This window comes from Erythrobacter sp. SG61-1L (genome assembly GCF_001305965.1).
GTDB lineage: Bacteria > Pseudomonadota > Alphaproteobacteria > Sphingomonadales > Sphingomonadaceae > Andeanibacterium.
Window position 1 is genome coordinate 334,870 of sequence record NZ_JXQC01000003.1, and the last position, 25,177, is coordinate 360,046.

Annotated in this window: 15 protein-coding genes; 10 read left to right on the top strand and 5 right to left on the bottom strand. The window is 62.4% G+C overall.

Annotated features, from left to right (window positions below):
* The first annotated feature begins 1 nt into the window (after position 1).
* The 4 genes from SZ64_RS01800 to SZ64_RS01815 all read left to right on the top strand — a co-directional run bounded on the left by SZ64_RS01800 (position 2) and on the right by SZ64_RS01815 (position 8,822).
* Positions 2-2,434, top strand: coding sequence for a TonB-dependent receptor (locus SZ64_RS01800; RefSeq protein ID WP_054529261.1), 2,433 nt, complete (start codon positions 2-4; stop codon positions 2,432-2,434).
* Positions 2,435-2,542: 108 nt separating this feature from the next.
* Positions 2,543-5,764, top strand: a complete 3,222-nt coding sequence (locus tag SZ64_RS01805; RefSeq protein WP_054529262.1) for an autotransporter outer membrane beta-barrel domain-containing protein — start codon at positions 2,543-2,545, stop codon at positions 5,762-5,764.
* Between the two features lie 191 nt (positions 5,765-5,955).
* Positions 5,956-7,536 (top strand): tannase/feruloyl esterase family alpha/beta hydrolase, encoded by a 1,581-nt coding sequence (locus SZ64_RS01810; RefSeq protein ID WP_162225059.1) that lies wholly within the window; start codon positions 5,956-5,958, stop codon positions 7,534-7,536.
* Between the two features lie 38 nt (positions 7,537-7,574).
* Entirely contained in the window at positions 7,575-8,822 is a 1,248-nt protein-coding gene (locus SZ64_RS01815; RefSeq protein ID WP_054529264.1) for an MFS transporter, read from the top strand.
* 42 nt (positions 8,823-8,864) lie between these two features.
* Here the strand turns inward: SZ64_RS01815 and SZ64_RS01820 are convergent, their stop codons facing one another.
* Together SZ64_RS01820 and SZ64_RS01825 are read right to left on the bottom strand one after the other, a co-directional pair.
* Positions 8,865-10,475 (bottom strand): tannase/feruloyl esterase family alpha/beta hydrolase, encoded by a 1,611-nt coding sequence (locus SZ64_RS01820; RefSeq protein WP_241772961.1) that lies wholly within the window; start codon positions 10,473-10,475, stop codon positions 8,865-8,867.
* 100 nt (positions 10,476-10,575) lie between these two features.
* Entirely contained in the window at positions 10,576-11,190 is a 615-nt protein-coding gene (locus SZ64_RS01825; RefSeq protein WP_082384394.1) for a glutathione S-transferase family protein, read from the bottom strand.
* A 299-nt stretch (positions 11,191-11,489) separates the two neighbouring features.
* Between SZ64_RS01825 and SZ64_RS19005 the strand changes: the two genes are divergently transcribed.
* Both SZ64_RS19005 and SZ64_RS01835 read left to right on the top strand, forming a co-directional pair.
* Entirely contained in the window at positions 11,490-12,008 is a 519-nt protein-coding gene (locus tag SZ64_RS19005; RefSeq protein ID WP_054529266.1) for a MarR family transcriptional regulator, read from the top strand.
* 126 nt (positions 12,009-12,134) lie between these two features.
* A complete protein-coding gene (locus tag SZ64_RS01835) occupies positions 12,135-12,653 on the top strand; it encodes a hypothetical protein (RefSeq protein WP_054529267.1) in 519 nt (172 codons plus the stop codon).
* Positions 12,654-12,809: 156 nt separating this feature from the next.
* Here the strand turns inward: SZ64_RS01835 and SZ64_RS01840 are convergent, their stop codons facing one another.
* The gene (locus SZ64_RS01840) at positions 12,810-15,869 is read right to left on the bottom strand and encodes a TonB-dependent receptor (protein WP_162225060.1); all 3,060 of its coding nucleotides are present in this window, start codon (positions 15,867-15,869) and stop codon (positions 12,810-12,812) included.
* 554 nt (positions 15,870-16,423) lie between these two features.
* On the opposite strand from SZ64_RS01840, the gene SZ64_RS01845 reads away from it, so the two are divergent.
* Positions 16,424-17,758 (top strand): MFS transporter, encoded by a 1,335-nt coding sequence (locus tag SZ64_RS01845; RefSeq protein WP_162225061.1) that lies wholly within the window; start codon positions 16,424-16,426, stop codon positions 17,756-17,758.
* Between the two features lie 43 nt (positions 17,759-17,801).
* On the opposite strand, the gene SZ64_RS01850 is transcribed toward SZ64_RS01845, so the two are convergent.
* The gene (locus SZ64_RS01850; RefSeq protein WP_054529270.1) at positions 17,802-20,162 is read right to left on the bottom strand and encodes a serine/threonine-protein kinase; all 2,361 of its coding nucleotides are present in this window, start codon (positions 20,160-20,162) and stop codon (positions 17,802-17,804) included.
* 99 nt (positions 20,163-20,261) lie between these two features.
* Here SZ64_RS01850 and SZ64_RS01855 point away from each other — a divergent pair, with 99 nt between their 5' ends.
* Together SZ64_RS01855 and SZ64_RS01860 are read left to right on the top strand one after the other, a co-directional pair.
* Entirely contained in the window at positions 20,262-20,981 is a 720-nt protein-coding gene (locus tag SZ64_RS01855; protein WP_054529271.1) for a protein phosphatase 2C domain-containing protein, read from the top strand.
* 270 nt (positions 20,982-21,251) lie between these two features.
* Positions 21,252-22,238 carry a TIR domain-containing protein gene (locus SZ64_RS01860; protein ID WP_054529272.1) on the top strand — a complete coding sequence of 329 codons (987 nt, stop codon included), beginning with the start codon at positions 21,252-21,254 and terminating at the stop codon, positions 22,236-22,238.
* 61 nt (positions 22,239-22,299) lie between these two features.
* Here SZ64_RS01860 and SZ64_RS01865 read toward each other — a convergent pair whose 3' ends face one another.
* Positions 22,300-23,991, bottom strand: a complete 1,692-nt coding sequence (locus SZ64_RS01865; RefSeq protein WP_054529273.1) for a DUF4231 domain-containing protein — start codon at positions 23,989-23,991, stop codon at positions 22,300-22,302.
* Between the two features lie 210 nt (positions 23,992-24,201).
* Between SZ64_RS01865 and SZ64_RS18710 the strand changes: the two genes are divergently transcribed.
* Entirely contained in the window at positions 24,202-25,161 is a 960-nt protein-coding gene (locus SZ64_RS18710) for a nuclear transport factor 2 family protein (protein WP_082384399.1), read from the top strand.
* Positions 25,162-25,177: the final 16 nt, after the last annotated feature.

Genomic DNA, 25,177 nt, shown 5'->3' on the forward strand with positions numbered 1-25,177 from the left:
GATGCGGCGCTACGCCCTTCTGGCCCTTGCGGCCCTGATCGCCACGCCCGCCCATGCGCGGGACGTGGCTGTCAGCGCACCTGCGGGCCGAGGTGGCGATGCGGCGGTGGCGATCGCGCGCCAGACAGGCACCAGCATCGTTCTGGCCGATCCCGCGCTGGCCAATCGGCAGGTTCCGGCCATCAAGGGGAAATATTCGCCGTCCGAGGCAGTGAAGAAGCTGGCAAAGGCACTGGATGCGAAGGCAATTCCGGCCGGCTCGAGCGGCTGGCGACTGGTGCCTGACGCGAAGCCCCGCCGTAGCGCGGCAAGGCCCGCGGCAGGGCGTAAGGCCGGGCCGCGAAAAGCAGCCCCGCCGCCTCGTCAAGCCCCGACGCAGGACATCATTGTGATCGGCTCCAAGCGGGATATGGAGCTTTCGCTCTATCCCGGCGCAGTGGAGATGATCGACGGCAAGGATCTGACCTTTGGCGGCACAGGCGGCACGGAAAAGATCATCGAGCGAGCGCCGACTGTTTCCTCCACCCATCTCGGCAGCGGGCGCAACAAGCTGTTCATTCGCGGGATCGCCGATTCCAGCTTCACGGGGCCGACACAGGCCACCGTGGGGCAATATTTCGGCGATCTTCGCCTGAGCTACAATGCGCCGGACCCTGACCTGCGCCTGTCGGACCTTGAACGGGTGGAAATTCTGGAAGGTCCGCAGGGCACGCTTTACGGCGCGGGCGCGCTGGGCGGCATTTTGCGCATGGTGCCCAAGGCGCCGGAAACCGGAGTGACGAGCGGATCGGGCATGATCGGCGGCAGCGCCACGCAGCATGGCGCGCTGGGCGGCGATGCCAGTGCTATGATCAATCTGCCGGTGGGCGAACGAGTGGCACTGCGCGTGGCTGTCGATGCCGAAACGCGCGGCGGCTACATCGACAAACCCCTGCTCGATCGCAAGGATGTGAACCGCACGGATGTGCTGGGCGGGCGCGCTGCCCTGCGCTTCGAAGTGGGGGAGGACTGGACGGTAGACCTGATCGGTATCGGCCAGACCACTTCGGGGCGCGACAGCCAATATGCCGACCGCGACGGCCCGCCGCTGACCCGCGCAGCACGCGTGGGCGAAGGCTTCGATGCCGATTATGCGCAGGGCCAGATCGTCGTCTCGCGCGAGTTCGGCGAAATTCGCTTCAAAAGCTCCACCGGCATTACCGGGCAGGCGCTTGAAGAACGCTATGATGCAACACCTCCCGATGGCGATCCCCGCCTGTTCGTGCAGAAGAACGAGACGGAGATGTTCGCCAATGAAACGCGCATCTGGCAACCGCTAGGCGAGAAGTTCGGCTGGCTGTTGGGCGCCAGCTTCACCAGCAACGATACGAAGCTGACCCGCACGTTGGGCAATCCGGACCTGTTCGCGGCAACCACCGGTGTGCGCAACGCGGTGGACGAGTTCACGCTGTATGGGGAAGCGAGCTATCGTCTGGCCGAAAGCCTTGTCGCCACAGCAGGCGGGCGCTTCACCCATTCCTGGCTGAGCGGCGATGGTGAGGATATTGCCTTTGCCAGCCTGACTGCTGAAAAGGCCGACCTGCTCGCCGCGGTGACAGCCGACCGGAAGGAACAGGCGTTCCTTCCCTCGGCTTCGTTGGTGGCAACGGTGCTGCCAGAGACATCGCTCTATCTGCGTTATCAGGAAGGCTTTCGTCCGGGCGGGCTGGCTATCGCAGGCGACATCGTCACCCGCTTCAAAAACGATCACATCTCCACATTCGAATTCGGCGCCCGGCACGGCAATCCCGGACGCGGGCCGTTCGACCTGGCGGCGAACATCTCCTACACGCGCTGGACTGACATTCAGGCCGATTACATCGACAGTTCCGGTTTCCCTACCACGGCCAATATCGGCGATGGCCACATCTGGTCGGCCAGCTTGAAGGGCAGCGTGGCAGTCACGCCGGAACTCCGGGTCGATGCTGGGCTGACCTACAACGACAGCCGGGTGGACGATCCTTCGCGAATGCTGGACATCTCCTTCGGCACGGCGGTCGGCTCGCCGGTGTTCGGGCCTCCATTGCAGGATGCCAACACCGGTCGGATCAGCCAGGTGCCGAATATCGCGCGCTTCGCCGGGCGGATCGGGTTCAATTACGATCGCGAGATTGGCGACGATCTTTATCTCACAGCTCAGGGCTGGGCGAATTATGTCGGCAAGTCCCGGCTGGGCGTCGGGCCTGAATTGGGCGAGGAACAGGGCGACTATCTCGATAGCGGGCTGACCGTGCGGGTGGGCAACGATGGAATGGGCGTGACGCTTGGCGTCACGAACCTCACCGACGAAGAAGGCAATCGCTTCGCGCTTGGCACCCCTTTCGCCATCGGGCGCGATCAGATCACACCCCTGCGCCCGCGCACTGTCCGGCTGGGCCTGGACGCTGCCTTTTAGGCAATAATCGTCCTGCCCTTGGGGGCACTACGTATTTTTTCGTCGCTCACGCCAAGGCTCCGGCCCGGCGCCTCCGTCTGCAGTTCGAAGACAGAGCTGGAGCAACCGATGTCCCGTAACCTTCTGGTTTCCACTGCCGTTTCAGCAGTGGCTGCCGCCTTCCTCGCAGCCCCTGCAGCGGCGACCACTATCTCGACCGCAGTAACCACCCAGGTGCGGACCTCTACGGCAAACAACGGTTCGCCCGATGCCGTTACCATTGCCTCCACCGGCTCGGTCAAGCCGGCGAACGGGACTGCGGTGGCGATGGATTCCAGTCATGCTGTCACAATTCAGGGGGCGGTGGCGATCTCCAATGCCAATGACGCAGTTGGCATTCGTGCTTCAGCCGACACCAATGGGGCCATCGTGAATAGTGGCGCGATCACTGTGGACGAGACATATTCACCTGCCGACAGCGATAATGACGGCGATCTGGACGGGCCTTTTGCCCTAGGTTCCAACCGCTTCGGTATCCGGACCGATGGCGCGCATACCGGAGCGATCACCAATTCGGCTACCGGCACGATCACGGTGGAAGGCAATGACTCGGCCGGTATCTGGCTGGGCGGCCTGCAGACCGGGGCCTTCACTCATGACGGCAAGACTTTGGTGACGGGTGATCGAAGCGTTGGTGTCCATACCGGCGATATCACCGGCAATGTACGGTTGGCTGGAACCGTTTCCGCCACTGGCAAGGATGCAGTGGGTGCTGAGTTTACCGGAGATATTGTCGGAGCGCTGGTGGTCCAGGGCACAATCACCTCCACCGGCTATCGCAAGACGAGCGCGCCGAGCGACGCCTCCAAGCTCGATGCTGACGATCTGCTGCAGGGTGGCCCAGCGCTGATCGTGGCGGGCAATGTGTCTGGCGGGATCGTGCTTGCGGTGCCTCCGAAGGATGCCAGTCCGACCGACAATGACGAAGACGATGACGGGATTGAGGATGCCAAGGAAGGTTCTGCCTCGGTAATTTCCTATGGTGCGGCTCCCGCCTTTGTGATCGGTGCGAATGGCAAGGATATTGCCATCGGGCCGGTTGTGGGCGCGGGCAGCGCCTATGGCGTTCAGATCCAGGGCACCGTTGCGGGCAATGGCGTCTACAATGGCGTGAGCGCCAGCGGCATGGTGATTGGCGGGCAAGGGGGCGCAGTCAGCGTCGCGAATGGCATGTCCGTTTCGGGCAATATTTCCGCGACTGCCAAGGGAGCCAGCGCCACGGCTTTGCGTTTCGGTGCCGGTGCGTCCGTACCGGTTCTGCAAGTCTCCGGCACGGTTTCGGCTACGGGCGGCGGGGACGACGCTTCAAAGAGCGTGGCAATCCAGATCGACGCAGGCGCCAATGTCCCTGCAATCTCGAATAGCGGGACGATCAAGGCCGTTTCCGGGAGCGAGGGCGGCCACGCGACCGCGCTCCTCGACAAATCGGGCAGCCTCGTCCTGATCGAGAATTCCGGCGTCATTTCCGCGAGCGGTGCGGCTGCAAGTTCACCCCGCAACATCGCCATCGACCTTTCCGCGAACACGACCGGTGCAGTCGTCAAGCAACTCGCGGTCGGTTCCGGCGTTGCCGCTCCGCAGATTCTGGGTGACGTGCGCTTCGGCAGCAATAGCGATGTATTCAGCGTGGCCGATGGCCTCGTGAAGGGGAATGTCTATTTCGGCGAGGGTAACAACAGCTTTGCCCTTTCCGGCGATGCCGTGTTCCAGGGCAAGGCCTTTTTCGGCGGCGGAGCGGATAGCATCACGCTCGGCAATACGGCCGTGTTCGATGGTGTGGCCGATTTTGGCGGGGGTGCCGATACGCTGACCCTTGGCGCGACTTCGCTGTTCAAAGGATCGCTGGTCAATTCGGGGAACCTCGCCATTACAATGAACGGCGGTGCGCTTGATGTCGCGACGCCTGCCACGATCGGCTCGCTCAATGTCGGGGCAACAGGTGTGCTTGTGGCCACTCTCGACAAGACGGCGGGCGAGGGGACGGCCTATAATGTCGCAGGCACGGCCAGCTTCGCCAGCGGATCGCAGCTCTATCTGCGCCTGTCCGATACGACGAATGCCGAAGGGCGCTACACCATCCTGCAGGCAGGCACGCTCACCGGCGCGTCGAACATCACGACCAAGTCCGACCTGCTACCCTACATGTTCAAGGGCACGCTGGCGACGGATGCGGGCGCGAACAAGCTTGCCGTGGACGTAGTGCGCCGCACCACCACGGAACTGGGCCTCAACCGTTCCCAGAGCGCGGCCTACAATGCAATCTATGCCGCACTGTCGCAGGATGACGAGATCGAAGATGTGTTCCTGGGAACCACCAATGCCGATCAGTTCCGCAATCAGGTGCGGCAGATGTTGCCCGATCATGCGGGCGGGGCTTTTTCCTCGCTCAGCCTGGGCAGCAGGGCATTTGCCCAGCAGGTCGCCGATCCTTACGGGCCGCTCTATTCGGCCGGCAAGATCGACATCATCCTTAGCGCCGCCGCATGGAACGCCAAGAAAGACGAGGGCGATACCGCAGCCTACGATCTGGGTGGCTTCGGCTTTTCCGCCGCTGCCGAAATCCAGTCGGGCGTCGGCAGTTTCGGCCTGTCGCTGGACTGGCTGTCGAACGATTACGACACCGGCAGTTCGGACAATAATGTCAAATCGAACACCTATGAACTGGCGGCCTATTGGCGAGGCCAGTGGGATCGCCTGAATGCCTGGGCGCGTGGTTCCTACGGTCTGGCAAGCTTCAACGGCCAGCGTATCTTCGTGGGTAAGGCCGGGGAAGAAACGATCCAGCGGACGGCCTCTCGCAATTGGGATGGCGACCTGATTACCTTTAGTGGGGGTGCATCCTTGGAAGGCGGCGGTTCGCTGTTCTACCGCCCATCCGTGACCTTCGACTATATTCGGCTGAAGGAAGACGGTTATTCCGACACAGGCGGCGGCAAGGGTTTCAACCTTATCGTCGAAGGGCGCACTTCGGATGAGCTGGCGGTCAACGGCGGGATGACGCTGGGCGTCGATTTCTCGGGCAATAGCCGGTATGACTGGAACTGGTTCCGCGTGGAGGCCGAAGGCGGCTGGCGCCAGATCGTCGCCGGTGCGCTGGGTTCCACTACGGCGCATTTCGAAGGCGGCCAGAACTTCACGCTCGATCCCGAACAGACCACCAGCGGCTGGTATGCCCGGCTGCGTGCCGTGGGCGGGGATGCCGGTTACACTATGGGCGGCGAACTGAGTGCGGAAGACCGCTTTGGCAATACGGCTCTGGCGGTGCGAGGGAATCTGCGCATTGGCTTCTGACCTTGTGGGAGCGGGAGGGAGCTGCCCCGCCCCTTCCGTTCCCAACCCCACTGCGTGCGAAGTGCAGGGCAACGTTGTCTCTCGCTTGCAAGCGTCCTCTCTTCGTGGAATGAACCGGCCCGGAAATGGCGTGGCACAATGCCCGTCTGGTCGAAGCGCGCCAGAAGGCGGGCCGATGGGGGAGATCGACGATGAAGTCCTGGAAGCTGGGCGGCTGCGCCCTTTTGCTGGCGGGCACTGCCTTCACCATGGGCAATACGGCCCCCGCCGCCAATGGCGCCGCCGCTGCCGGCATGGCGCCGGCCTGCGCGGCGTTTGCTGCCACCGTGCTTGGTCCGGATGTGAAGATCACCTCGGCCACACACGTGGATGCTTCCGACAAGGATTTCGTCGATCCGAATGGCTGGACCGTCGCCGGACTTCCCGGCCATTGCCGCGTGGAAGGGGTCGTGAATGAACGCAAGGGTGCTGGCGGGAAGACCTATGGCATCCGCTTCGCCATGGCTTTGCCGGATGATTGGAGCGGGCGCTTCCTGCTGCAGGGCGGGGGCGGGCTGAACGGCTCCGTTCTGCCACCGACTGGCCCTGTCGCATCGGATGGACGCCCGGCACTGGCGCGCGGTTTTGCAGTTATATCCAGCGATAGCGGCCATCAGGGCGTAGTGTTCGATGACAGCTTCATGGCCGATCAGCGCGCCGCGCTGGATTTCGCCGAAAGCTCGGTTCGCACCGTGGCCCTGCTCGGCAAGCAGGTGGCCCAAAGCTATTACGGCAAGCCTGCCGATCACAGCTACATGACCGGCTGCTCCACCGGCGGGCGCGAAGGCATGTTGGCCTCGCAGCGTTACCCCGAATTGTTCGACGGCATCATAGTGGGCGCGCCTGCCATGCGCACCGGGGATTCCAATCTCGGCGTGGAATATACGCAGGTGCTGTTCAATCAGGCCGCCCCGCTTGGTGCGGATGGCAAGCCGGACTTCACGCAGATTCTCACCGCAGCGGATCGCTCCACTCTGCTCAACGGCATTCTGGACCAGTGCGATGCGCTGGACGGGTTGAAGGACGGCATGATCGAGAATGTCGCCAAATGCGACTTCAAGCCGGCAAAGCTGCAATGTACGGGCGCGAAGAAGGATGGCTGCCTAAGTGCAGGGCAAGTGCGCGCGCTGGAGCTTGGCCTTGCCGGTCCAAGCGACAAGGCAGGCTTCCCGATCTACACGCGCATGGCCGCCGATACGGGCATCATGTCTACTCCGATGGGTTATCTGCCCACGGGCGGGCCAGGGCCGTTCGGGCCGCCGAGTACGGCCACCAGCATCGATCTGGACGCCCGCGCTCATGCCATCCGGCAGGATGCGGCCCAGCGGCTGACCGACACGAATTACTGGACGAACCTCAACACCTATCTCGATCGCGGCGGCAAGATCATGTTCTTCCACGGCGTTTCGGATTTCTGGTTCTCGCCCTTTGCCACGTGGGACTGGTATCAGCGCGCGCAGGCGACCAATGGGCAGGCGTTTACCGATGCCAGCCGGTTCTACATGGTCCCCGGCATGCTCCACTGTCAGGGCGGCAATGCCTATGACCAGTTCGACATGCTGGGCAAGCTGGTTGACTGGGTGGAACAGGGCAAGGCCCCGCAGGAAGTGATTGCCCATCGCAAGAGTCCGGCAGTGGCCAGCAGGCCGCTTTGCCCCTATCCTTCCTATGCGCATTATACCGGCGGAGATCCGGACAAGGCGTCAAGCTTCGCCTGCAAAACGCCCGACTGAGGCAGAGGCAGGGCCTGAAACGGGGGAGAGGGGGATTGATGGAGACGCGGCGTTCTTCGGGCACATATCAGGTCCTCCTCGTCACTCTGCTGTGCCTCAATTTCGGCATTCTGTTCTTTGACCGGAATGCCCTCAATTTCCTGATGCCCTTCGTGCAGCCCGAACTGGGGCTGAGCTACACGCAGGTCGGCATGCTGGGCTCGGCGCTGTCGCTCACCTGGGCGGTCGCGGCGATCTTTGTCGGCTGGCTGTCCGACAAGGCCGGCAAGCGCAAGATCCTGATCGTACTTTCCACCTTGCTGTTTTCCGCCTGTTCGGTCGTCTCGGGCTTTGCCTCATCCTTCCTCATGCTGCTGGGCGCACGGCTGGTGATGGGCCTGTCCGAAGGCGGTGTCATGCCGATCAGCCACGCGATGGTTGCCGCAGAGGTCACGCCCAAATGGCGGGCACTGGCCATGGGCGTGACGCAGAATGTCGGGTCGAGCCTGCTCGGCTCAACTGTTGCCCCGCTGGTTCTGGTGCCGGTCGCGCTCGCCTGGGGCTGGCGCGATGCTTTCTTCCTCGCGGCGGTGCCGGGGCTGATTTCGGCGCTGCTGATCGTGCTCTTCGTGGTGGAACGGCCGGTGCCGAAGGCCGCCCCCCGCAAGGCGGGCGAGCGGGCGCCGGTGGCCGACGTGCTCACCAACCGCAACGTGATGGCCTGCACAGTGATGGCGGTGCTGCTGGTTTCCTACCTTGTCGTAACCTGGGCCTTCATGCCGCTGGTGCTGGTGCAATATCGCGGCATTGACGACAAAACGGCTGCCGGGCTGATGGCGGTGCTGGGTGTCTCATCCTTCCTCGCCAGCTTCATCGTCACCGCCATTTCGGACTTTGTCGGCCGCAAGCCAGTGATGGTGGTCAGCAGCTTTGTCGGGGTGATCCTGCCGCTGGGCGCGCTCTATTTCGATGGGCCGGTGGCGATCCTGGGGCTGATCTTCTTCGTCGGCTGGATGTTCAACGGCATCTTCCCGATGTTCATGGCCACAGTGCCGACCGAATCCGTCGGGCCGCGACAGGTGGCCACGGCCATGGGGCTGGTGATGGGCGTAGGCGAGATATTGGGCGGTGTCTTCGCGCCGTTCATAGCGGGCTGGCTGTCCGACCTGTACGGCCTTCAGGCGCCGCTCTGGTTCCTGATCGTGCTGGTGATACTGGGTGGGATCACGGCGTTGTTCCTGCGGGAAACGGCACCCCGCATCGTGGGTGAACGGATCGAGCCGGAAATGGCCGACGATTTTGCCTGAAAGGCGCGGCGGGACTGGCCCGGCCGCGCCTTTCATTCATTTTCAGGCCTGCGGGGCTGCCTTGCAGTCGAAGTTCTTTGCATCCGCCTTGTCGCCGGAGCCCTTATAGGTCGGCACCAGCGGATAGGGGCAGAGCGGGCGGGTCATCGGCGGCAGGGCCGGAGCGGCCGGACCGGCGCCCATGGCCGGGGCAGCGACTCGCGAGGCGATAATGCGGCGCGGAGCCTTGCCGCTGGTGGCCCAATCGTCGATCACGCCCAGCGTATCGAAGGAGGAAGGCCCTTCGCCGCCTGAGCAATGTTCCATGCCCGGTGCCATGAACAGGCGGACCTGATCCTTTGCCTGATTGGCAGGCAGGACGCGGTAAAGCGAACTGAAGAATTCCACCGTATTATTGGCGGGGATCAACCCGTCAGACCAGCCATGGCTGAGCAGAAGCTTGCCGCCGCGCGCGAAGAAGGGGCGAAGATCGGCCGGCGTTACGTCCAGAATGTCCTTGCCATAGAAATGCGCGCGGCTGGAATCCGCGCCGTAGTCGAAGCTACGCCAGTTCCAGTTCGGGCGGTCTGCGAAGACGAGCATGCTCATATAGGTGAGCGCTACGGGGAAGGGCGCATCCCCGCCGGTCAGTGCGGCAAGCTGCAGTTCCGATCCGCGCGGCCAGCCGGGGAACAGGATCTGGCCGGAACGTGGCTCCTTCACGCCTTCATAGATGGCGCGCATGGCAGTAACCTGATCGGCATTGAGGCAGCTATCGCCCGCGCCGGATTTGCACAGCAGTTCGGCCGGATCGAAAGTGCAGGCGTCGGGCCGCGAGATCAGCCCGTCTTCCAATCCGTCCAGCTTGTCACATTGCGCGACGGCGGCCTTGTGGACCAGTGTCAACGCCTGCGGAGTGAGCTTCGACTGCGGCGTGCGCTGCGACTGGAAGCCGGCCCACATGGATTGGGTCATCAGTTGCGTCATCGGATTGGCGGGTGCCATGGCCGAGATCGCGTCATAATCTTCCGGGTATCGGAAGGCCGCCATCAGGCCCTGTCGGCCTCCGGTGGAGCAGCTGTTCCAATAGGAGAAGCTCGGCCCCTTGCCGTAGAAATCGCTGATTGCGGCCTTTGCCGTCACCGTCATGCCGTGCACGGCACGATGTCCGAAATCGATCAGCTTCTGGGTATGGCCGATGGCCCATTCGGCGGTCAGGCCGCTGCCCGTATGTCCGGTATCGGTCGTGGCGACGGCATAGCCGCGCGAGAGTGGATCGCCGAGCTGCGAATAGCTGAGCTGGCCGGCCCAGATACCATTGCCGATGCCCACGAACTTGCCGTTCCAGCCTGTGGCTGGCAGCCAGACTTCAACCTTGATGTCGGAGTCCGAAGTAGGGGTAAGCGTGGCCTGCACCCGGCAGAAGGCAGGCAGGTTCTTGTAGGCAGCGTTGGCGACGCCGGGTGGCGGGCCGAAGGGATTGGCGGGCTGTTCGAAAGCTCCCGCCGCCACGAGCTGGGCGGAAGTCACCTTGCCCTTATCGAGCTTGAGCCCCACCAGTTCGCTGCAATCCTTGGCTGCTGCCGGGCTGGCCGCGGCCAATGCTGTAACGCTGGCCGCGATGCCCATTGCGACGCGCGCCTGCTTGCGAAACTTCGCCTGATTGTGCCCCATTCCTTCAACTCCCCCAGAAGGCCCCGAATCCAGTTCGGGCAAGTCCGTCTTTGAGCTCCGGCAGGCCTGATCTCGCAAGCCTGCCGGGGCAATGCGTCACTTACTTTGCAGTAGCGCGCTGATAGGCCGGACGGGCCTTCAGTCGCTCAACATAGGCGGCGACCTTGTCGGACAGCGCGTCGCCCATGTCCAGCATTTGCGCGATCATCAGCGGATAGCCGACCGAAATATCGGCGATAGTGAACTTGTCGCCCATGATCCACTGGCGACCGTCCTCCATGTGGGCATTCAACAGCGCCATGCGGCGGCCGAAGGCGGCCTTCAGGTCGCGGACGCTGAAATTGTCCTTCTCGCCTTCCGGGGCGAGCTTCACGGTGCGGAAGATGACGGAGACGGCCGAGGTCAGGCTGGCCTCGCCATAATGCAGGAACTGGAGATGTGTCGCGTAATCGGCAGGTTCCGGGTTCGGGCCGACAGTGAAATCCATCGCCTGTGGCAGGCGGCGGCCAGTGATATATTGCAGGATCGCAAGGGATTCGCCCATGCGGATGCCGTCGTCGTCGATTGCGGGCACGGTGCCTGCAGGATTGATCTCCAGATATTCTGCCGGCAGCGGAAAACCCAGCTTCTCGACCCGGTATTCTTCGCCCAGCTCTTCCATCAGCCAGAGCACGCGCAATGAGCGGGTATGGGGGACGTGATACACGGTAATCATGGCAATCCTCTCCTTCGTTCGAACGCGCTCTAACGCCAGTATGTGTCGAATGGCAATGCGGCAGGAAGGGGGAGTGGCTTTGCCCAAGAATGCATAGTCTTGCACTGATTGATGTCCGAACGAGGCTGAAGATCAGGCCACGCTTTTCTGCCGGATTTTCTCTGTCATAGAGTGCCTGGAACTAATTCGAATGCTAAGAGATAGCTGATGGGCGCTTCCATCTGGTGGGAAGACGGTTATGGGCTCTGGCGTGCGGCCGCGTGCGCTGGCGGCAAGCAAAGGGCGGGAACAGGCAAGCGATGACAACAGGTGGCGGCGCAAAGCAGGTCAAGGGAGTGAAGAGCAGCTTCACGCTCTATCGCGAAGGGCGATCAACACCGGAAATCCGCATGACCGTGCATATGGTGCTGACTGCCCGTCGCTGGCGCTCGCTGCTCGATGAAAGGCTACGCCCTATCGAGCAGAGTTCTGCGCGGATGGAGGCGATGTCGGCCATCCTCAATTCCCCGCCGCTCAGCCCACAGGTGGAAATCGCCCGGCGGCTGCGGATCGAAGGGCCGACACTCACCCGCATGCTCGATACGCTGGAAAAGGATGGGCTGGTGGAACGCCTGCCCGATCCCAAGGACCGGCGCACCAACCAGTTGCGGCTAACCGGCAGTGGTGAGGCCGAACTGGCCAGGATTTTCGCCATTTCCGACGCGATGCGCGGACGGTTGCTGGAAGGCTTCTCGGAAGAGCAGATCCTGCAGGTGAACGAGGTTCTGGAAGTGCTGTTGGCGCGTCTCGATGCCGGCCTTCCCGACACCGAAGAATAGTGCCTCCAGCCCGGCCTTGTGCTGGGTTCCTCTCCTGCTAATAATTAGCAAGCAATTTAATTTCTGAACCGTGCTTCAGGGTGCCGGTCTGCAGAGGGATCGACGGAATCGGGGGAGGAAGAGAATATGGGCAAGTTGCGTATTGCAGCGTTGGGCGGTTGCACGCTGCTGGCAACGGGAACAGCGCTGGCGCAGGGCGCGGGGGCAGACCCGGCGGCGAATTGGCAGGAGATTGCCCGCTGTGCTGGTGAAGACCGGAGCGCGCGGCGCCACACTTGCATGGATGAAGTGCTGCGCCGTGCAGGACTGCTAGATCCGCAGCAGGAAGTAGCCGAACAGCGTGAGACCTTCGGCCAGCGGCCTGGTAGGGACGATCCTCAGGAAGCGGCGAAGGCCGAGGTTCCCCGCTCCGCATCTCCCGCTCGGCTGGATGAGGTGAAGGGCCAGGTCGCCTTCGCGAAGCTGGTCGGCAAGGGACGCCTTTTGGTCGTCACGTCCGAAGGAGCCGTCTGGCGGCAGACCTCTGCGGAAACGATCCGCATCGTACCGGAAGCGGGGGTGGAATTTACCGCCATGAAAGCCGCGATGGGCGGTTATCGATGCAAACTGGGCCGCACTACCTATCGCTGCGAGCGGCTTGACTGACGTAACTTGCGTGAACCTCACAAAAATGAGGCCCCGCAACCACGATTGCGGGGCCTCAGTGCGTGGGAGGTCAATGCCTGGGCAGGCAAGTGAGTGGCCTGCCCAGCCTCTCCACGGCCGCCCTGCCGCAACCGGGCAGGGCGGGCGGGATCAGGTTCAGAGCGAGGCCTTGATGCCCAGATAGAAGCGGCGACCGAGGATGTCGTACACACTCGCATCGGTCGTGCCGGACGCGGAATTGCCGCCCGGAACTGTGCCCACGGCGGGGGGTTCCTTGTTGAACAGGTTCTCGACGCCGAAACGCATGGACAGGGTGTCGTTCACTCTCACGCGGCCTGCCAGATCGAAGATGTCGTAGCTCTTGACCGGGATGGAGCCGGTTGCAGTCGGCTGGATCTCGGGCCGGTGGCGCCAGCTGAGCGAGAGGCTGCCGAGGCCGAAATCGTAGCCGACAGTGGTGTTCAGTCGCCAGTCGAACTGTGCGCCGAAGCCATTGGTTCCCTTGTAATGGGTGACCGCACCGCCAGGGACTGCCTGGACGTCGAACTTCTCCAGCCAGTTGAACGCAACGTTGAGGAATACCGAGCCTTGCTCGCCAATGCCAGGCGCAGGAACGCGCCAGTCGAGCGAGGCGTCGATACCCGAAGTCGCGAGCATGCCGAGGTTCTGGTATTCCGCCGTGGTCGACAGCCAGAAGCCGGTCGTGGAGTCACGATTGATGAGCTGGCAGTACTGGTTGTTCGCGTCATAGGTCGGGTTGCTGGCACCGTCCTTGTTGAAGCACTGCTCATACACGAACTGGGTCGAGGCCGACTGGATCGCACCGTCCACGCGGATGTTGTAATAATCGACCGAGAGGCTGAGATTGCGCAGCCAGTCAGAAGTCGATGGTGCGCGCAGCACGCCGCCCAGAGTCCAAGTCTTGGCGGTTTCCGACTTCACGTCGGGGTTGCCCACCACATAGTCGCGCCCGAGCACGAAGAGGCGCGGCTGATTGCCGACATAGGAATCGTTGATCACGTTTGTCGTGCCTGCAATCGCGTTGCACAGCGCCTGAACCTTGGCTCGGTCCGGATTGCGCGCGACATTGCCGTAATCTGCCAGAGTGAGGTTGGAGCATGGATCGTGATCCGCCCAGCCGACTGTCTGATACGTGCCGGGCTGAAACAGTTCCGCGATGTTGGGCGCGCGATTGGCATATTGATAGCCGCCACGCAGCTTCAGCCAGTCTACCACTTGCCAGTCCGCCGTGGTTTTCCAAGTCGTGACGCCGCCGGCCGTATTGTAGTCCGAATAGCGGATGCCTGCATTGAGCGTCAGTTCCTGAATGCCCGGAATATCGGCCAGCACGGGGACGAGGACTTCTCCGTAGATTTCCTTGACGTCGATCGATCCGCTTGCCGGGAGCACGCTGAACACGCCGGTCGTGAGCGAGGTCAGATTGTCGCTGCGGAAGGCTGCATCGGGAGAATAGTCGTAATCGTTCTCGCGATAGGCGGCGCCCAGAGCAGCGCGGACTTCGCCCGCCGGAAGCGTTAGCAGTGAGCCCTGGAAGTTCGCTTCCACCTGATCCTGCGTCAGCCATGTCAGCGTGTGCAGATCGGGCGAGATGAGTTCGCGGCAATCGTCCGAGACGGTCGTTACCGTGAAGGGGTTGAGCCCGCTGGTGCATGTGGCGTCCAGACCGACACGCGGATTGTAGAAGGTAGAGTTCGCACCGTAATTCGGCAGCGATACCAGCTTCTGCGCCTGACTGAGGACGACGAAGTTCTCATAGGTCGTTTCCTGCCCGGTGCGACCATGCGAGGCGAAGATATCGAAGGTCCAGTCCGAGAAGGGCAAGTTGCCGCGTGCGCCCACCATCACTTCGTAAGTGGTCAGCGTGGTCTTGAGTTTTTGCGGGCCGAGATAGGTTGCGGGCCAGTTCAGTTCCCATGCGCCGTTGGGGTTGGGGCGGCTGCGCAGGATATCGCACAAATCCTGTGGCACGGGATGGCCCACGGCTGCACCGCAGGTTGCCGCATCGAATGTCACGCCGATGCCCCATTGATCGGCAACGCTGGAATAGGTCGACTGCGTCTCCACGTCCGACTGATTGAACAGCCCCTGCACGTAGAGCGTGATGTCGTCGGTCACATCGTAATAGGCGTGGCCGAACAGCGAATAGCGCCGCATCGGGATCGAGGCGTAAGCAGTCGATATGTTGGGCGCAAGCGAGCCGTTCGCCAGCAGGCGGGTATCCGGATATGCGGTGCCCTTGTAGTTCACTGCCGGTTTGCCGGAGACCTTCCCCGGGGCCGTGCTGAACAAGGTGCCGTCCGAATTGAAGAACAGATCCGTGTTGGAACCGGTCAGGACGTCACCCGCGGCATAGCCGTATTTCTGGAAAACGGCGTCGATTGCTGCCTGAGTGGGGTAATTGTTCGTGCTGCCGTAATCGAAAGTGACGAGGTTGGCAGTTGGGAACAATGTATAACCGGGGAACAGCGGGAATGTGCCACCGCCGGTGAAGTTGGGATCGCGCAGCGAGCGTTCGAAGAACGGAATATCCTGCTCGTAGACTTCCCTTCGGTCGGAGAAGTTGACGCCCAGGATCGCATTGCCGCGATCATCCGCGAAGTTGGAGCCGACAAGGGCTGAAACGTCCCAGGTGGCGCCGTCACCGCGTTCGGTGATGCCGTATTGGGTGTCGATGTCGATGCCGGAGAAGTTCCGCTTGAGCTGGAAGTTCACCACGCCGGCCACGGCATCGGCGCCATAGGTCGATGCGGCACCGCCGGTGATCACTTCCACCCCCGAGATCGCCGCCTTGGGGATGACGTTGGTGTCCACCACCATGGTCGCGTTGGCGGGCTGGACACGCCGCCCGTCAAGCAGCACCAGGGTGCGGTTGGAGCCGAGGCCGCGAAGGTTCACGGTTGCGATGCCCGGACTGTTCGTGGGCAATTGCTGCACGTCGCGCGAACTGACCTGCGCACCGGCGCCACCGGTAAATTGCGGCAGTTCCTTCAGCTGTTCGTCTAGCGAGACGGAGCCGGAATTCTCCAGCATTTCCGGTGCGATGGTGACGATCGGCGAATCCGAATCATAATCACGTCGCACGATGCGCGAACCGGTGACGACAATCGCCTGATCGTCATATTGTTCGGCGGTGGTCTGCGCGGAATTGGCATCCTGCGCCTGTGCCGTTGCTGATCCCACAGCAATGGCGATCACACTGGAACACGCGAATACACTCTGGCCAAATCTGGCCAGGCAACGTCCCTTCAGCATTATATCCTCCCAAATCTCCCCCGACGTTCCGGCCGGTCTGTTTGACCATTTTTCCGAAAGCGCCTTGGCACTGCGTCTTGTTAAGTGGTCGCGCGGAATCACACGGCCCCGGTGCGGTGGCCGTTCCTGTTGCGGCAAGCGCCCGTCTGACGACGGATTGAAGCACGCCACGGCACGAGATTCCGTGAGCGCCCGATGGACCGGATGCCGCGCGCGCAGCAGCCCGGACCGGGCACCGCCCGGCATGGCTATAATACTTATCTAGCTAATGAATGCAACACTAGCCGATAGGTAGAAAACAATTAGCTAGAGATTGACTCTGTCTGCGAAGGTCGGCTTATTGGAGTAATCATAGATAGCTAATAATTACCTTGCGCATCATTGTCCGGGCAGGGTAGCCACTCGCGCCGTTGCCGAAAACGATCTCCAACAGAACAGAGGCGCAGGCCATGGACGAGGATAGAAAAGCGCCGGAAAACGGAGCGTCGCGGGGTAGTGTGGAGTCGCCTTACCCCAGTGCCGCCGTGGCTTGGTATGCCATTGCGATGCTGGGCCTTATCAATGCGCTGGACAGCATTGATCGCGGGATCCTGTCCCTGCTGATCCAGCCGATCAAGCGCGATCTCGGCCTGTCCGATACGGAGATCGGCCTGCTCAGTGGGATCGCATTTTCCGGCGTCTATGCGCTGGTTGGGCTGCCGCTTTCGCGTCTGGCCGATACGCGCAATCGCAAGTTGATCCTGTCCTTCGGTATCACGCTCTGGAGCACGGCCACAGCGCTGGGTTCGTTGGCTCAGAACTTCTGGCACCTGTTCCTTTCGAGAGCCGGTACGGGAGCGGGCGAATCGCTGAAGGGGCCCAATGCACTCTCGATGATTTCGGATCTTGTCCCGCGTGAGAAGCTGGCGCGCGCGATGTCGCTCTATTCCATGGGTATTGTGGGCGGAATGGCTTTTTCGCTGATTGCTGGCGGCATGTTGCTCGGCCATTTCGAGGGAAGGGACATCGCTGGTCCGCTTGGCACGAATTTCCGCGACTGGCAGATTGTCCTGCTGCTGGTCGGCGCACCAGGCATCGTCGTGGCCCTGACCTTTCTGCTCACAGTCAAGGAGCCGGTCCGGCGCGGGCGCAGGAGCGCGGAAAAGCCGCCCGCTCTGGAAGTGCTGCGCTTCATCTGGGCGAATTTTCGCTTCTTCGGATTCTTCCTCTGCGGTGTGGCCCTGCTTCAGATCGAGCTGACCGGGCTGCTGCATTGGCGTATCCCATTCTACGAGCGGACCTATGGCTGGGGGCCGGCAACGGCTGGACCATTGATGGGCACGATCTCGCTGGTGACTACGCCGGTAGGTCTTGCAATCGGGGCCTGGCTGGGCGAGCGGATGGCCCGGCGAGGCGATCCCGGCGCAATGCTGCGCTTGTCGCTGATTGGCCTGACTTCCGCCCTGCCTTTCGCCATCGTGCAGCCGCTGATGCCTACACCGCAACTGGCCATGGCCTGCTCTGCCGTGTCGCTGCTTTGCTCCAGCATCGCTTCGCCGGGCTATGTGGCAGCGATCCAGGTTGTGACGCCCAATGAGTTTCGCGGGCAGGTGAACGCGATCTACCTGTTCATGATCAGCGTGGTCGGCTCAGCCATCGCACCGCTCGCCGTTTCGCTCATCACGGATTACGTCTTCGCTGACGAAACCATGCTGCGCTATTCCATGGTGACGATCGCAATCGTCTTCGGCACGACAGGCCTGGCGATGAAATATCTGTCGCTACGCCCCTATTGCGTGATGGTAAGCCGTATCATGGAGGAAGAAAGGTTGGCGGGCGAGGTTCACCGATGAACCGTCGCCCGCCTGAAATGCCGTAAGTCGTCCTTAGGCGTCCTTAGTCGGCCGCCTTGGAGCCAGAGAGAAGCTGCGAGAGGTAGGACTTTGTCTGGTTCGCCTGCGTGATGAGTTGGTCAGCTTCCGTCTTGGTTCGTGCGCCACGCATGGAATTAGTGAGCGTATCGAGATATTTATCGTAGTCGCGCGCCGTGGTCGCATTCGCCTGACGGGTGCGGTAGCCTTCCTGCTGCTCAGCCGTAGCATTGCTGCCCGGCTTGTTACGGTCGGCTAGACGGATCACCTGTCTGGAAATGTCCTTGGCACTGTCGACCACGGATTTGAGCTGGCGCTTCTGCGCATCGGTTGCCGGTTCGCTCTTCCCGGCGGGCGGAGATGATGCCGCAGTGGCGGAAGGCTGAGCCGTGTTGGCAGCGCTCGAACTGTTGCTCTGCACCGCCGCGCTTTGCGTTTCGGCCGCACCGGTGGCGGTCGTGGCTTCGGCTGTGCCGTCCTTGGTGCGATAGGCCCTTGCGATCAACGCATTATAGGCGCTGTTGCGGGCAAGCGCCTGCCGGGCCAGCGTCAGCGCCTGTGCGGTATCGGTGGCCTTGGACGAGGCAGTGGCCGCGCCGCGTATGTCGCCCAATGCCCTGCGAATGTCCGCGGAGATCTTCTGGCGTTCCGCGGTGGCACCGGCAGCGGCACCAGGATTTCGCGGATTGGCCCATGGCAGATCGGCTGCGAGGCGGCGGGCACGTCCATCGGCATCGGCGACCAGCGCGGCGCCGAACTGCCCGGCAGCCGTGCGCGCGAGCGTGCCCATTTCGTCTTCCTTGGCCTTTGCCGCATCGCCAGTGAGCTTCTGCCGTTCAGCATCGAGCGAGGCAATCTGCGGCCCGGCGTCGGTGAGGGGTTTCAAGGCAGCGGCCGGTGCGCGCAGGCGGCGCGCATCGTCAACCAGCGCCTGCACGGCCTGGGCAATGCCGCTGGCGTCCTGAATGCTGACGGTTTCCACCACTTCCTCGGTGGGCAGGACATCGTCAGCCAGCAGCGCCTCGTCCGTCTGACTCGCCGTATCTCCGCTCGAAAGATACCAGCCACCAGCAACCGCCAGCACCAGCGCGACCGCCGCGCCGCCGATGAGGGCCGGATTGAGCTTCTTTGCGGGGCCGGAAGCCTTGGCCGGGGCAGCGGGCTTCTTCGGCGGAGTAGCAGCGCCGACAGTCTTGGCGGCGGGCTTTGCCTTGTCTTCCTTGTCGGCAGCGGGTTCCGGCGCCACCGCCCTGGCTTCCACCGGCGGAGGAGGGGGAACCTGATCGACCTTTTTCGTGGTGCCAGTATCCTGACCGGCGCGCTTGAAGCGGGCATCCTTCGGATCGTCGGGAACGCCGGTATCGGACTGCTCCACCTTGGCGATACCCTCCGCCGGAGGGTCCACCGGCACGAGTTCTTCAGGCGTAGAGACAAAGGCCGACACACGGGTCGCGTCTTCGTCTTCCTCATCCGGAACAGGGGCGGGCAGAGGTACATCTTCGCCCCGGTCGAACAGTTCGAGCCACTGCGAGATGGACTGCGGCCGTTCGCTGGGTTTGATCGTCATCGCTGCATCGACAGCGCGCAGGAAGCCCTTGCTGTAACCAGGCCAGTTACCTTCGACGAGTGGCTTGCCCAGCCCGCCATGCATGCGTTCGAGCACTTCCGGCGGCTTCTCGCCGGTGATGCATTCGTAAAGCACCACGCCCAGTGCGTAGATGTCGGTCCACGGGCCCTGATCGTAGGTCTTCACATATTGTTCGATCGCCGCATAGGGCGGGGTGTGGAACGTGACCTTGGTGCTGGTCGCTTCCCCGGATTCGAAACGGGCCGAACCGAAGTCGATCAGCACCGGACGTCCATCGTCATTCACGAGAATGTTCGGCGGCTTGATGTCGCGGTGAAGCACGCCGACGCGGTGCGCGCGTTCGAGCCCTTCGGCGATCGGGCGGATCAGCGCGGTCAGGCTCTGTTCGTTGAACTGGGTGCCCTGCTTGAGCAGCTTGGAAAGCGACACGCCATCTTCGAAATCCATCACCATGTAGGCGGTGCCGTGGATTTCGAACAGGCTGCGCACACTGACGATATTGGGATGGCGCGTGGGGGTGGAGAGGTTCCAGAGGAGCTTGGCCTCTTCCACGAACTTCTTCAGGCCCAGCGCGTGTACTTCCTCGGCATCGGAATCGATGGGAACTACAGTTGCATCCTCGTCACGCTCGCTGATTGAGCTGGGGAAGTATTCCTTGATGGCGACCAACTCGTCGAAATAGATGCCCCGGCCCTTGTAGACGATGCCGAAGCCGCCCACGCCAAGCACTTGTTCGAGGCGCCATTCGCGCAAGATCGTGCCAGCGGGCAGCGCCTTGTTGCTATAGGCCTTGCTCATTGATGACTTCCCGTGCTCTAAATGTTGCGCCGCAACGGAAATTGCACGATCCATTGCAAATATCCAGCCTTTAGGCAGGCCCTGTGTAAGGAATAAGTAATGGGTTTCGAATGCGTCGTGCGAACCCATGTCGGGCTCCGCAGGAAGCTCAATGAAGACTCCTTCGCCAGCTATCCCGACAAGGGAATCTGGGTGGTTGCCGATGGAATGGGCGGGCACGAAGCCGGCGAAGTGGCCAGTGCGAAAGTGGTGGAGGCGATCTCGGGCCTCTCGCCGTCACCCGATCCCGAAGCGCTGACCGGGCAGGCGGTTGCCGCGCTGAAGGAAGCCAACAGTTTTCTGATCGACCTTGCCCATCAGGGTATGGAGCCGCGCACGATCGGCAGCACCGTGGTGGGCCTTGCGCTGGGTGGCGGGCAATATCGCTGCTTCTGGGCGGGGGACAGCCGGGCCTATCGCTATCGCGATGGTACTATCGTGCAGATCACGCGCGATCACAGCCTGGTGCAGGATCTGGTCGCGGCGGGAATGCTCGATCCGAACGATGCGGAAAAACACCCCAATTCCAATGTAATCACGCGCGCAGTGGGGGCTTCTGAAGATCTGCATGTGGATACCAAGGGCGGTGTCGCATTCCCCGGTGACATCTTCCTGCTCGCCAGTGACGGGTTGACGCGGATGGTAACCCAGGTGGAGATTTTGGCTGCGCTCTATTCCAAGCCGCTTGATCAAGCTGCTGATTCACTGCTGGAAATGGTCCTTGCACGCGGGGCGCCCGACAATGTGACAATGGTGATAGTCAGGGTAAAGTCAGGTTAACTTTCGACATCGGAAACCCGCGCATTTCCGCGATTTCCGGGTTGGCGGGGCGAATTGTGTCAACGATCTTTTGCACTTGCGAATGAAGGGTCTTGAGCTATCTTCCCGCTCCAATCGCGCACCCGGCTTGGGGGAGTCGGGCGTGTTTCAAGAACAGATGGTCGCTGCCGCAAAACCTCTCGGGGCTGGTGAGCAGCGTCGCGGTGGGGATCGCTGAAATGCCAACATGCCTGGGTGCGAACCCATGGCTGTTCTGGTTGGAGTGTCGAGTTGCACGGACAGGACATCTTCGTTTCCTACGCCCGGGATGATCAGGGGACTGCGCAGAAATTCGCCGAGGCTTTCGGACAGGAAGGCTTTTCGGTGTGGTGGGATGCCGCGCTCCATTCGGGCGAGACCTTCGACGAGATAATCGAGCAGGAACTGCGCGCGGCCAAGGCCGTGGTGGTGCTGTGGTCGCCGCGTTCGGTCGTTTCCCGCTGGGTGCGCGCCGAAGCCACGCTGGCTGACCGGAACCGCACGTTGGCTCCGGTGATCATTGAGCCTTGCAATCGCCCGATCATCTTCGAACTGACCCATACGGCGGATTTGTGCCATTGGGATGGCGATATTGAAGACGATCACTGGAAGGTGTTCGTCAAGGATGTGCGGCGCCTGGTGGATAGCGGGCGCGCCAAGGATGCGGCTGCCGGCCTGCCGCCGCCGCCGCCGCCGCAGCCGGTCGCGGTCCGCCCGGCACCTCCGCCGTCGCGTTCGGCCCCTGCAACTGCCGATGGCGCTGCCAACGTGAAGATGGACAGCCTGCTGTCGGCAGTGGCTGCCTTGCAGGAAGCGATCATGAAGCAAGGCGGCACACAGGCTGCTGCTGCGATCGAAGAGCCGGAAGAAGAATACGAAGCCACCCAGTTCTACACCCAGTCCGACGAATTCGCGATGATGGGCAGCGATGAACTGCACTGTCTGGAAGTGTCGGTGGGTGATGGGGAGGCGAAGCGCTACATCGTCGGGCCGCTGGGCATAAAGATTGGCCGTGTGGCCCCAGCCGATGTGGTGCTGGCCGATTCAAAGGTTTCGCGTTCGCATTGCACGGTCGAACTGAAAGACAACGATCTCTTCGTGTCGGACCTCAATTCGACCAACGGCACCTATGTCGATGGCCAGCGGGTGATGGGTGCGGCAGTGCTTCCGGTCGGCTCCGTATTGACGGTGGGCCATTACACCTTGGTCCACGAAGTCCGTACCCGCGCGGAAGTCTGATAGTTTCAGGAGGCTGGTCCTGCCGACTGGCCTCCCGAATACAGACCTTGCCTGGCAGGGATTAGCCCGGGATCGTCAGTCGCCGCCCTTCCGCCAGTAGGCGCCAAGCGGCCACATCGCTCAGCATGATGTCGGCGGCGCGGCGGGCAAACTCCTGCAGGCTGGCGGAGTCCTGCGGCCCGGCTTCCCAATGCTTTAGCAGCGCGTTTAGCCCCAGCGAGATCTGGTGCGCACGCCCGGCAATGCCTTCGAAATCGAGGATCACGCGGATGCCGTAGCTGGCCGTGGCGACAGCGGGCAGGCCTGCGGTGATGGTGGTGAGGACATATTTCAGGTCCGTCGCGATATGCTCCGCCGTGAAATAGAGGATCAGCCAGCCTACCGAAGAGGCGAGCACGGCCGCGAACAGCACTTCGCCGAAGCGTTCGATCCGGTGTGCAGCCAGATGCATCCGGTGCGATGTGCTCTCGTTCCAGTTGGCCTGGCTCGTCACTTCCGCGATCAGCGGTTCGGCAGCGATCAGGGTGTGTGAGAGGTCGACAGATTCCATCCCGCAACTGCGCGCAATGGCCCCGGCATACCAGCCATTGGAACCGCCTTCACCCGGATCGGCAATTCCGCGCCCGATGCCAACGCTGCGCAGCATGGTGCACACGCGCAGAAGTTCTGCGACCTGACGGGATTCCAGCCAGCGTTCCTGCCAGCGCATCCGTCCGGCATGGACGGCATTGATCAGCAGCAGTAGAATGGTGACGATTTCCGCCACCACGAACAGCCATTTGTAATGCCCGCCCAACACGCCACTGGCGGCGAGGACGACTGCCATGGCCGCGAGCGAGAAGTTGACGATCACGGCAGAGCGGAAGGCCTGTGCCGCGCGGATCGCGGCATCGTCCCACCAGTGGAAGGCCTCTGCCAATGCGCCCTTGGCCGGGGGATCTTCCCACGCACCGCCCCCCGCGCTCTTGCGGCGGAACCACGGGCGCACACCGGCCAGCTTGAGCAGCAGCGGATAGGCTTCATGGATCAGCGGGTTGGGCGGCATTTCGGCGAGCTTGCGCCATTCCGCCTCTTCCTTGGCATCGCCATAGGTGCCCAGCAGCGAGGCGACAATGTCAGGCAGGATGTCGAGCGAATGGGTGGGCAGATCCATGAAGCGCATCGGCTCGCCATGGATCGATCCGTGAACGGTGATGGAGGCGCCGTCGGGCGGGATCACTACCACCGGCATGGCACGCCGCGCAGCCTGGCCGATGATCTCGCGTGTACCGCCCCGACCGCGTCCCGGCCCACCATCCCAGATGGCAATCAGCAGGTCGCAATTGTCGAGCAGGGTCATCCCCGCTGCCTCATAGGAACGGGGGCGGTCCTCATCATTGCCGTCCAGCACGAGGAGGGCAGAGGCGCGGCCCAGCAGATCGTGGAATTCGGCGCGGGATTCCGCAGTCTCGAAATCCCTCTCATATTCCGGGATCGGGAAGGGCAGGACCACTTCCAGTGTCTCACCGAGGTCCAGTGCGGCCTCGGCGGCCATCCGATCTGCCCCTTCCGCGATGGCGGAAACCATCCGCAGCGGGTGGCGGCCTGCCTGGAACAGGTGACCGGTCGTAATGTGATCCATTGCCTGCTGGATGGTCTTGAGAACCTCGTCCACCCGGGCGCGGACAGCAGGCTTGTCAACGATCCGGTCCGCTCGGTGTCCGGTGATGCCGACACTGAAACCCAGCGAAGGAGGTGGTGCGGAATTGCTCATCGGGCGGAAATCCCGCCTAGAAGGGCTGTCGATTGCATGGTCTCAAGCTCGGCAGACTGTGCCCAGGCGGGCGGTAGATGATGTCGCTTGGTTAGCATGCGCGTGGTGCAGCGCAACAGCCAAGCAATCCATATGCATTGTTTGAAACAAATGACGGGGCCGTTACACAAACCCGGTACGGGAGAATCAGGAAGTCAGAGGGGAAATTCCATGAAGACCAAAATAACGATGCTGGCAGCGACGCTGCTGGCTTCCGGCATGCTGGCGGCTGCACCCGCATCCGCGCAGATGAAACCGTTGAGCGATCCGGTGATTGCCCATCCGGACCCGGTCTCGCTGTTCAACAGCAGCGATCCCAAGCTGCATAAGAACAAGCAGGCTGCGCTGCACATCATGAAGGAACTGCTGCAGTGCAATCAGTGGACCCGTGCGCCGGAATGGATCACGGACCGCTATATCCAGCATAATCCCTTCGCCGCATCGGGCCTGAAGGGCGTGATGGATTATTTCATCAACGTGGCGAAGCGCCCCGAGGACAAGGAGTGCAAGACGCTCACCTCGCCCATCGTGGCTGTTCAGGCGGAAGGCGATTACGTCACCGTGCTGACAGTGCGCGCCCTGCCGATGCCGGGCGATCCGACCAAGACCTATACCACCACCTGGTTCGACACCTGGCGGTTCGTGGACGGCAAGGCGGATCAGCACTGGGATCCGGCCAGCCTGCCTGAAGGTGGCCCGCCGGCAGTCGGCAGCGTGGATTCCGAACTGCGCCGCGCCAAGGATCGCGAGGAGATCGAGGCGCTGATGTGGCGTTACGACCGCGCGCTCGACAGGTTCAATGCCGATGCCTACGCGTCGGCCTTCACGGAAGACGGCTCATTCGGCGAAACCAAGGGCCGCGATGCCCTGCGCAAGATGATCGCGGACTTCACCAAGGACGGGAAGGCAGCACCCAAGCTGCAGCACGCTACCAGCAACCAGTGGATCGAATTCACTGGCCCGAACACCGCCAAGATCCACTATTACTGGCAGACCTACGGTTTGAGCGCGACCGGCAAGCTGGACGATCCGCCGAAGTTGCTGGCCGTGGGCAATGGCATCGACGAAGTCGTGCGCGTGGAAGGCAAGTGGCTGTTCCACAGCCGCAAGGTCGTGGCTCCGGAAGATTGAGGAACGGGCGGGGCTG

Excerpts from the sequence above, each read along its gene's own strand:
- SZ64_RS01800 (WP_054529261.1), top strand. The coding sequence starts at position 2 with ATGCGGCGCTACGCCCTTCTGGCCCTTGCGGCCCTGATCGCCACGCCC.
- SZ64_RS01805 (WP_054529262.1), top strand. The coding sequence starts at position 2,543 with ATGTCCCGTAACCTTCTGGTTTCCACTGCCGTTTCAGCAGTGGCTGCC.
- SZ64_RS01810 (WP_162225059.1), top strand. The coding sequence starts at position 5,956 with ATGAAGTCCTGGAAGCTGGGCGGCTGCGCCCTTTTGCTGGCGGGCACT.
- SZ64_RS01815 (WP_054529264.1), top strand. The coding sequence starts at position 7,575 with ATGGAGACGCGGCGTTCTTCGGGCACATATCAGGTCCTCCTCGTCACT.
- SZ64_RS01820 (WP_241772961.1), bottom strand. The coding sequence starts at position 10,475 with ATGGGGCACAATCAGGCGAAGTTTCGCAAGCAGGCGCGCGTCGCAATG.
- SZ64_RS01825 (WP_082384394.1), bottom strand. The coding sequence starts at position 11,190 with ATGATTACCGTGTATCACGTCCCCCATACCCGCTCATTGCGCGTGCTC.
- SZ64_RS19005 (WP_054529266.1), top strand. The coding sequence starts at position 11,490 with ATGACAACAGGTGGCGGCGCAAAGCAGGTCAAGGGAGTGAAGAGCAGC.
- SZ64_RS01835 (WP_054529267.1), top strand. The coding sequence starts at position 12,135 with ATGGGCAAGTTGCGTATTGCAGCGTTGGGCGGTTGCACGCTGCTGGCA.
- SZ64_RS01850 (WP_054529270.1), bottom strand. The coding sequence starts at position 20,162 with ATGAGCAAGGCCTATAGCAACAAGGCGCTGCCCGCTGGCACGATCTTG.
- SZ64_RS01855 (WP_054529271.1), top strand. The coding sequence starts at position 20,262 with ATGGGTTTCGAATGCGTCGTGCGAACCCATGTCGGGCTCCGCAGGAAG.
- SZ64_RS01865 (WP_054529273.1), bottom strand. The coding sequence starts at position 23,991 with ATGAGCAATTCCGCACCACCTCCTTCGCTGGGTTTCAGTGTCGGCATC.
- SZ64_RS18710 (WP_082384399.1), top strand. The coding sequence starts at position 24,202 with ATGAAGACCAAAATAACGATGCTGGCAGCGACGCTGCTGGCTTCCGGC.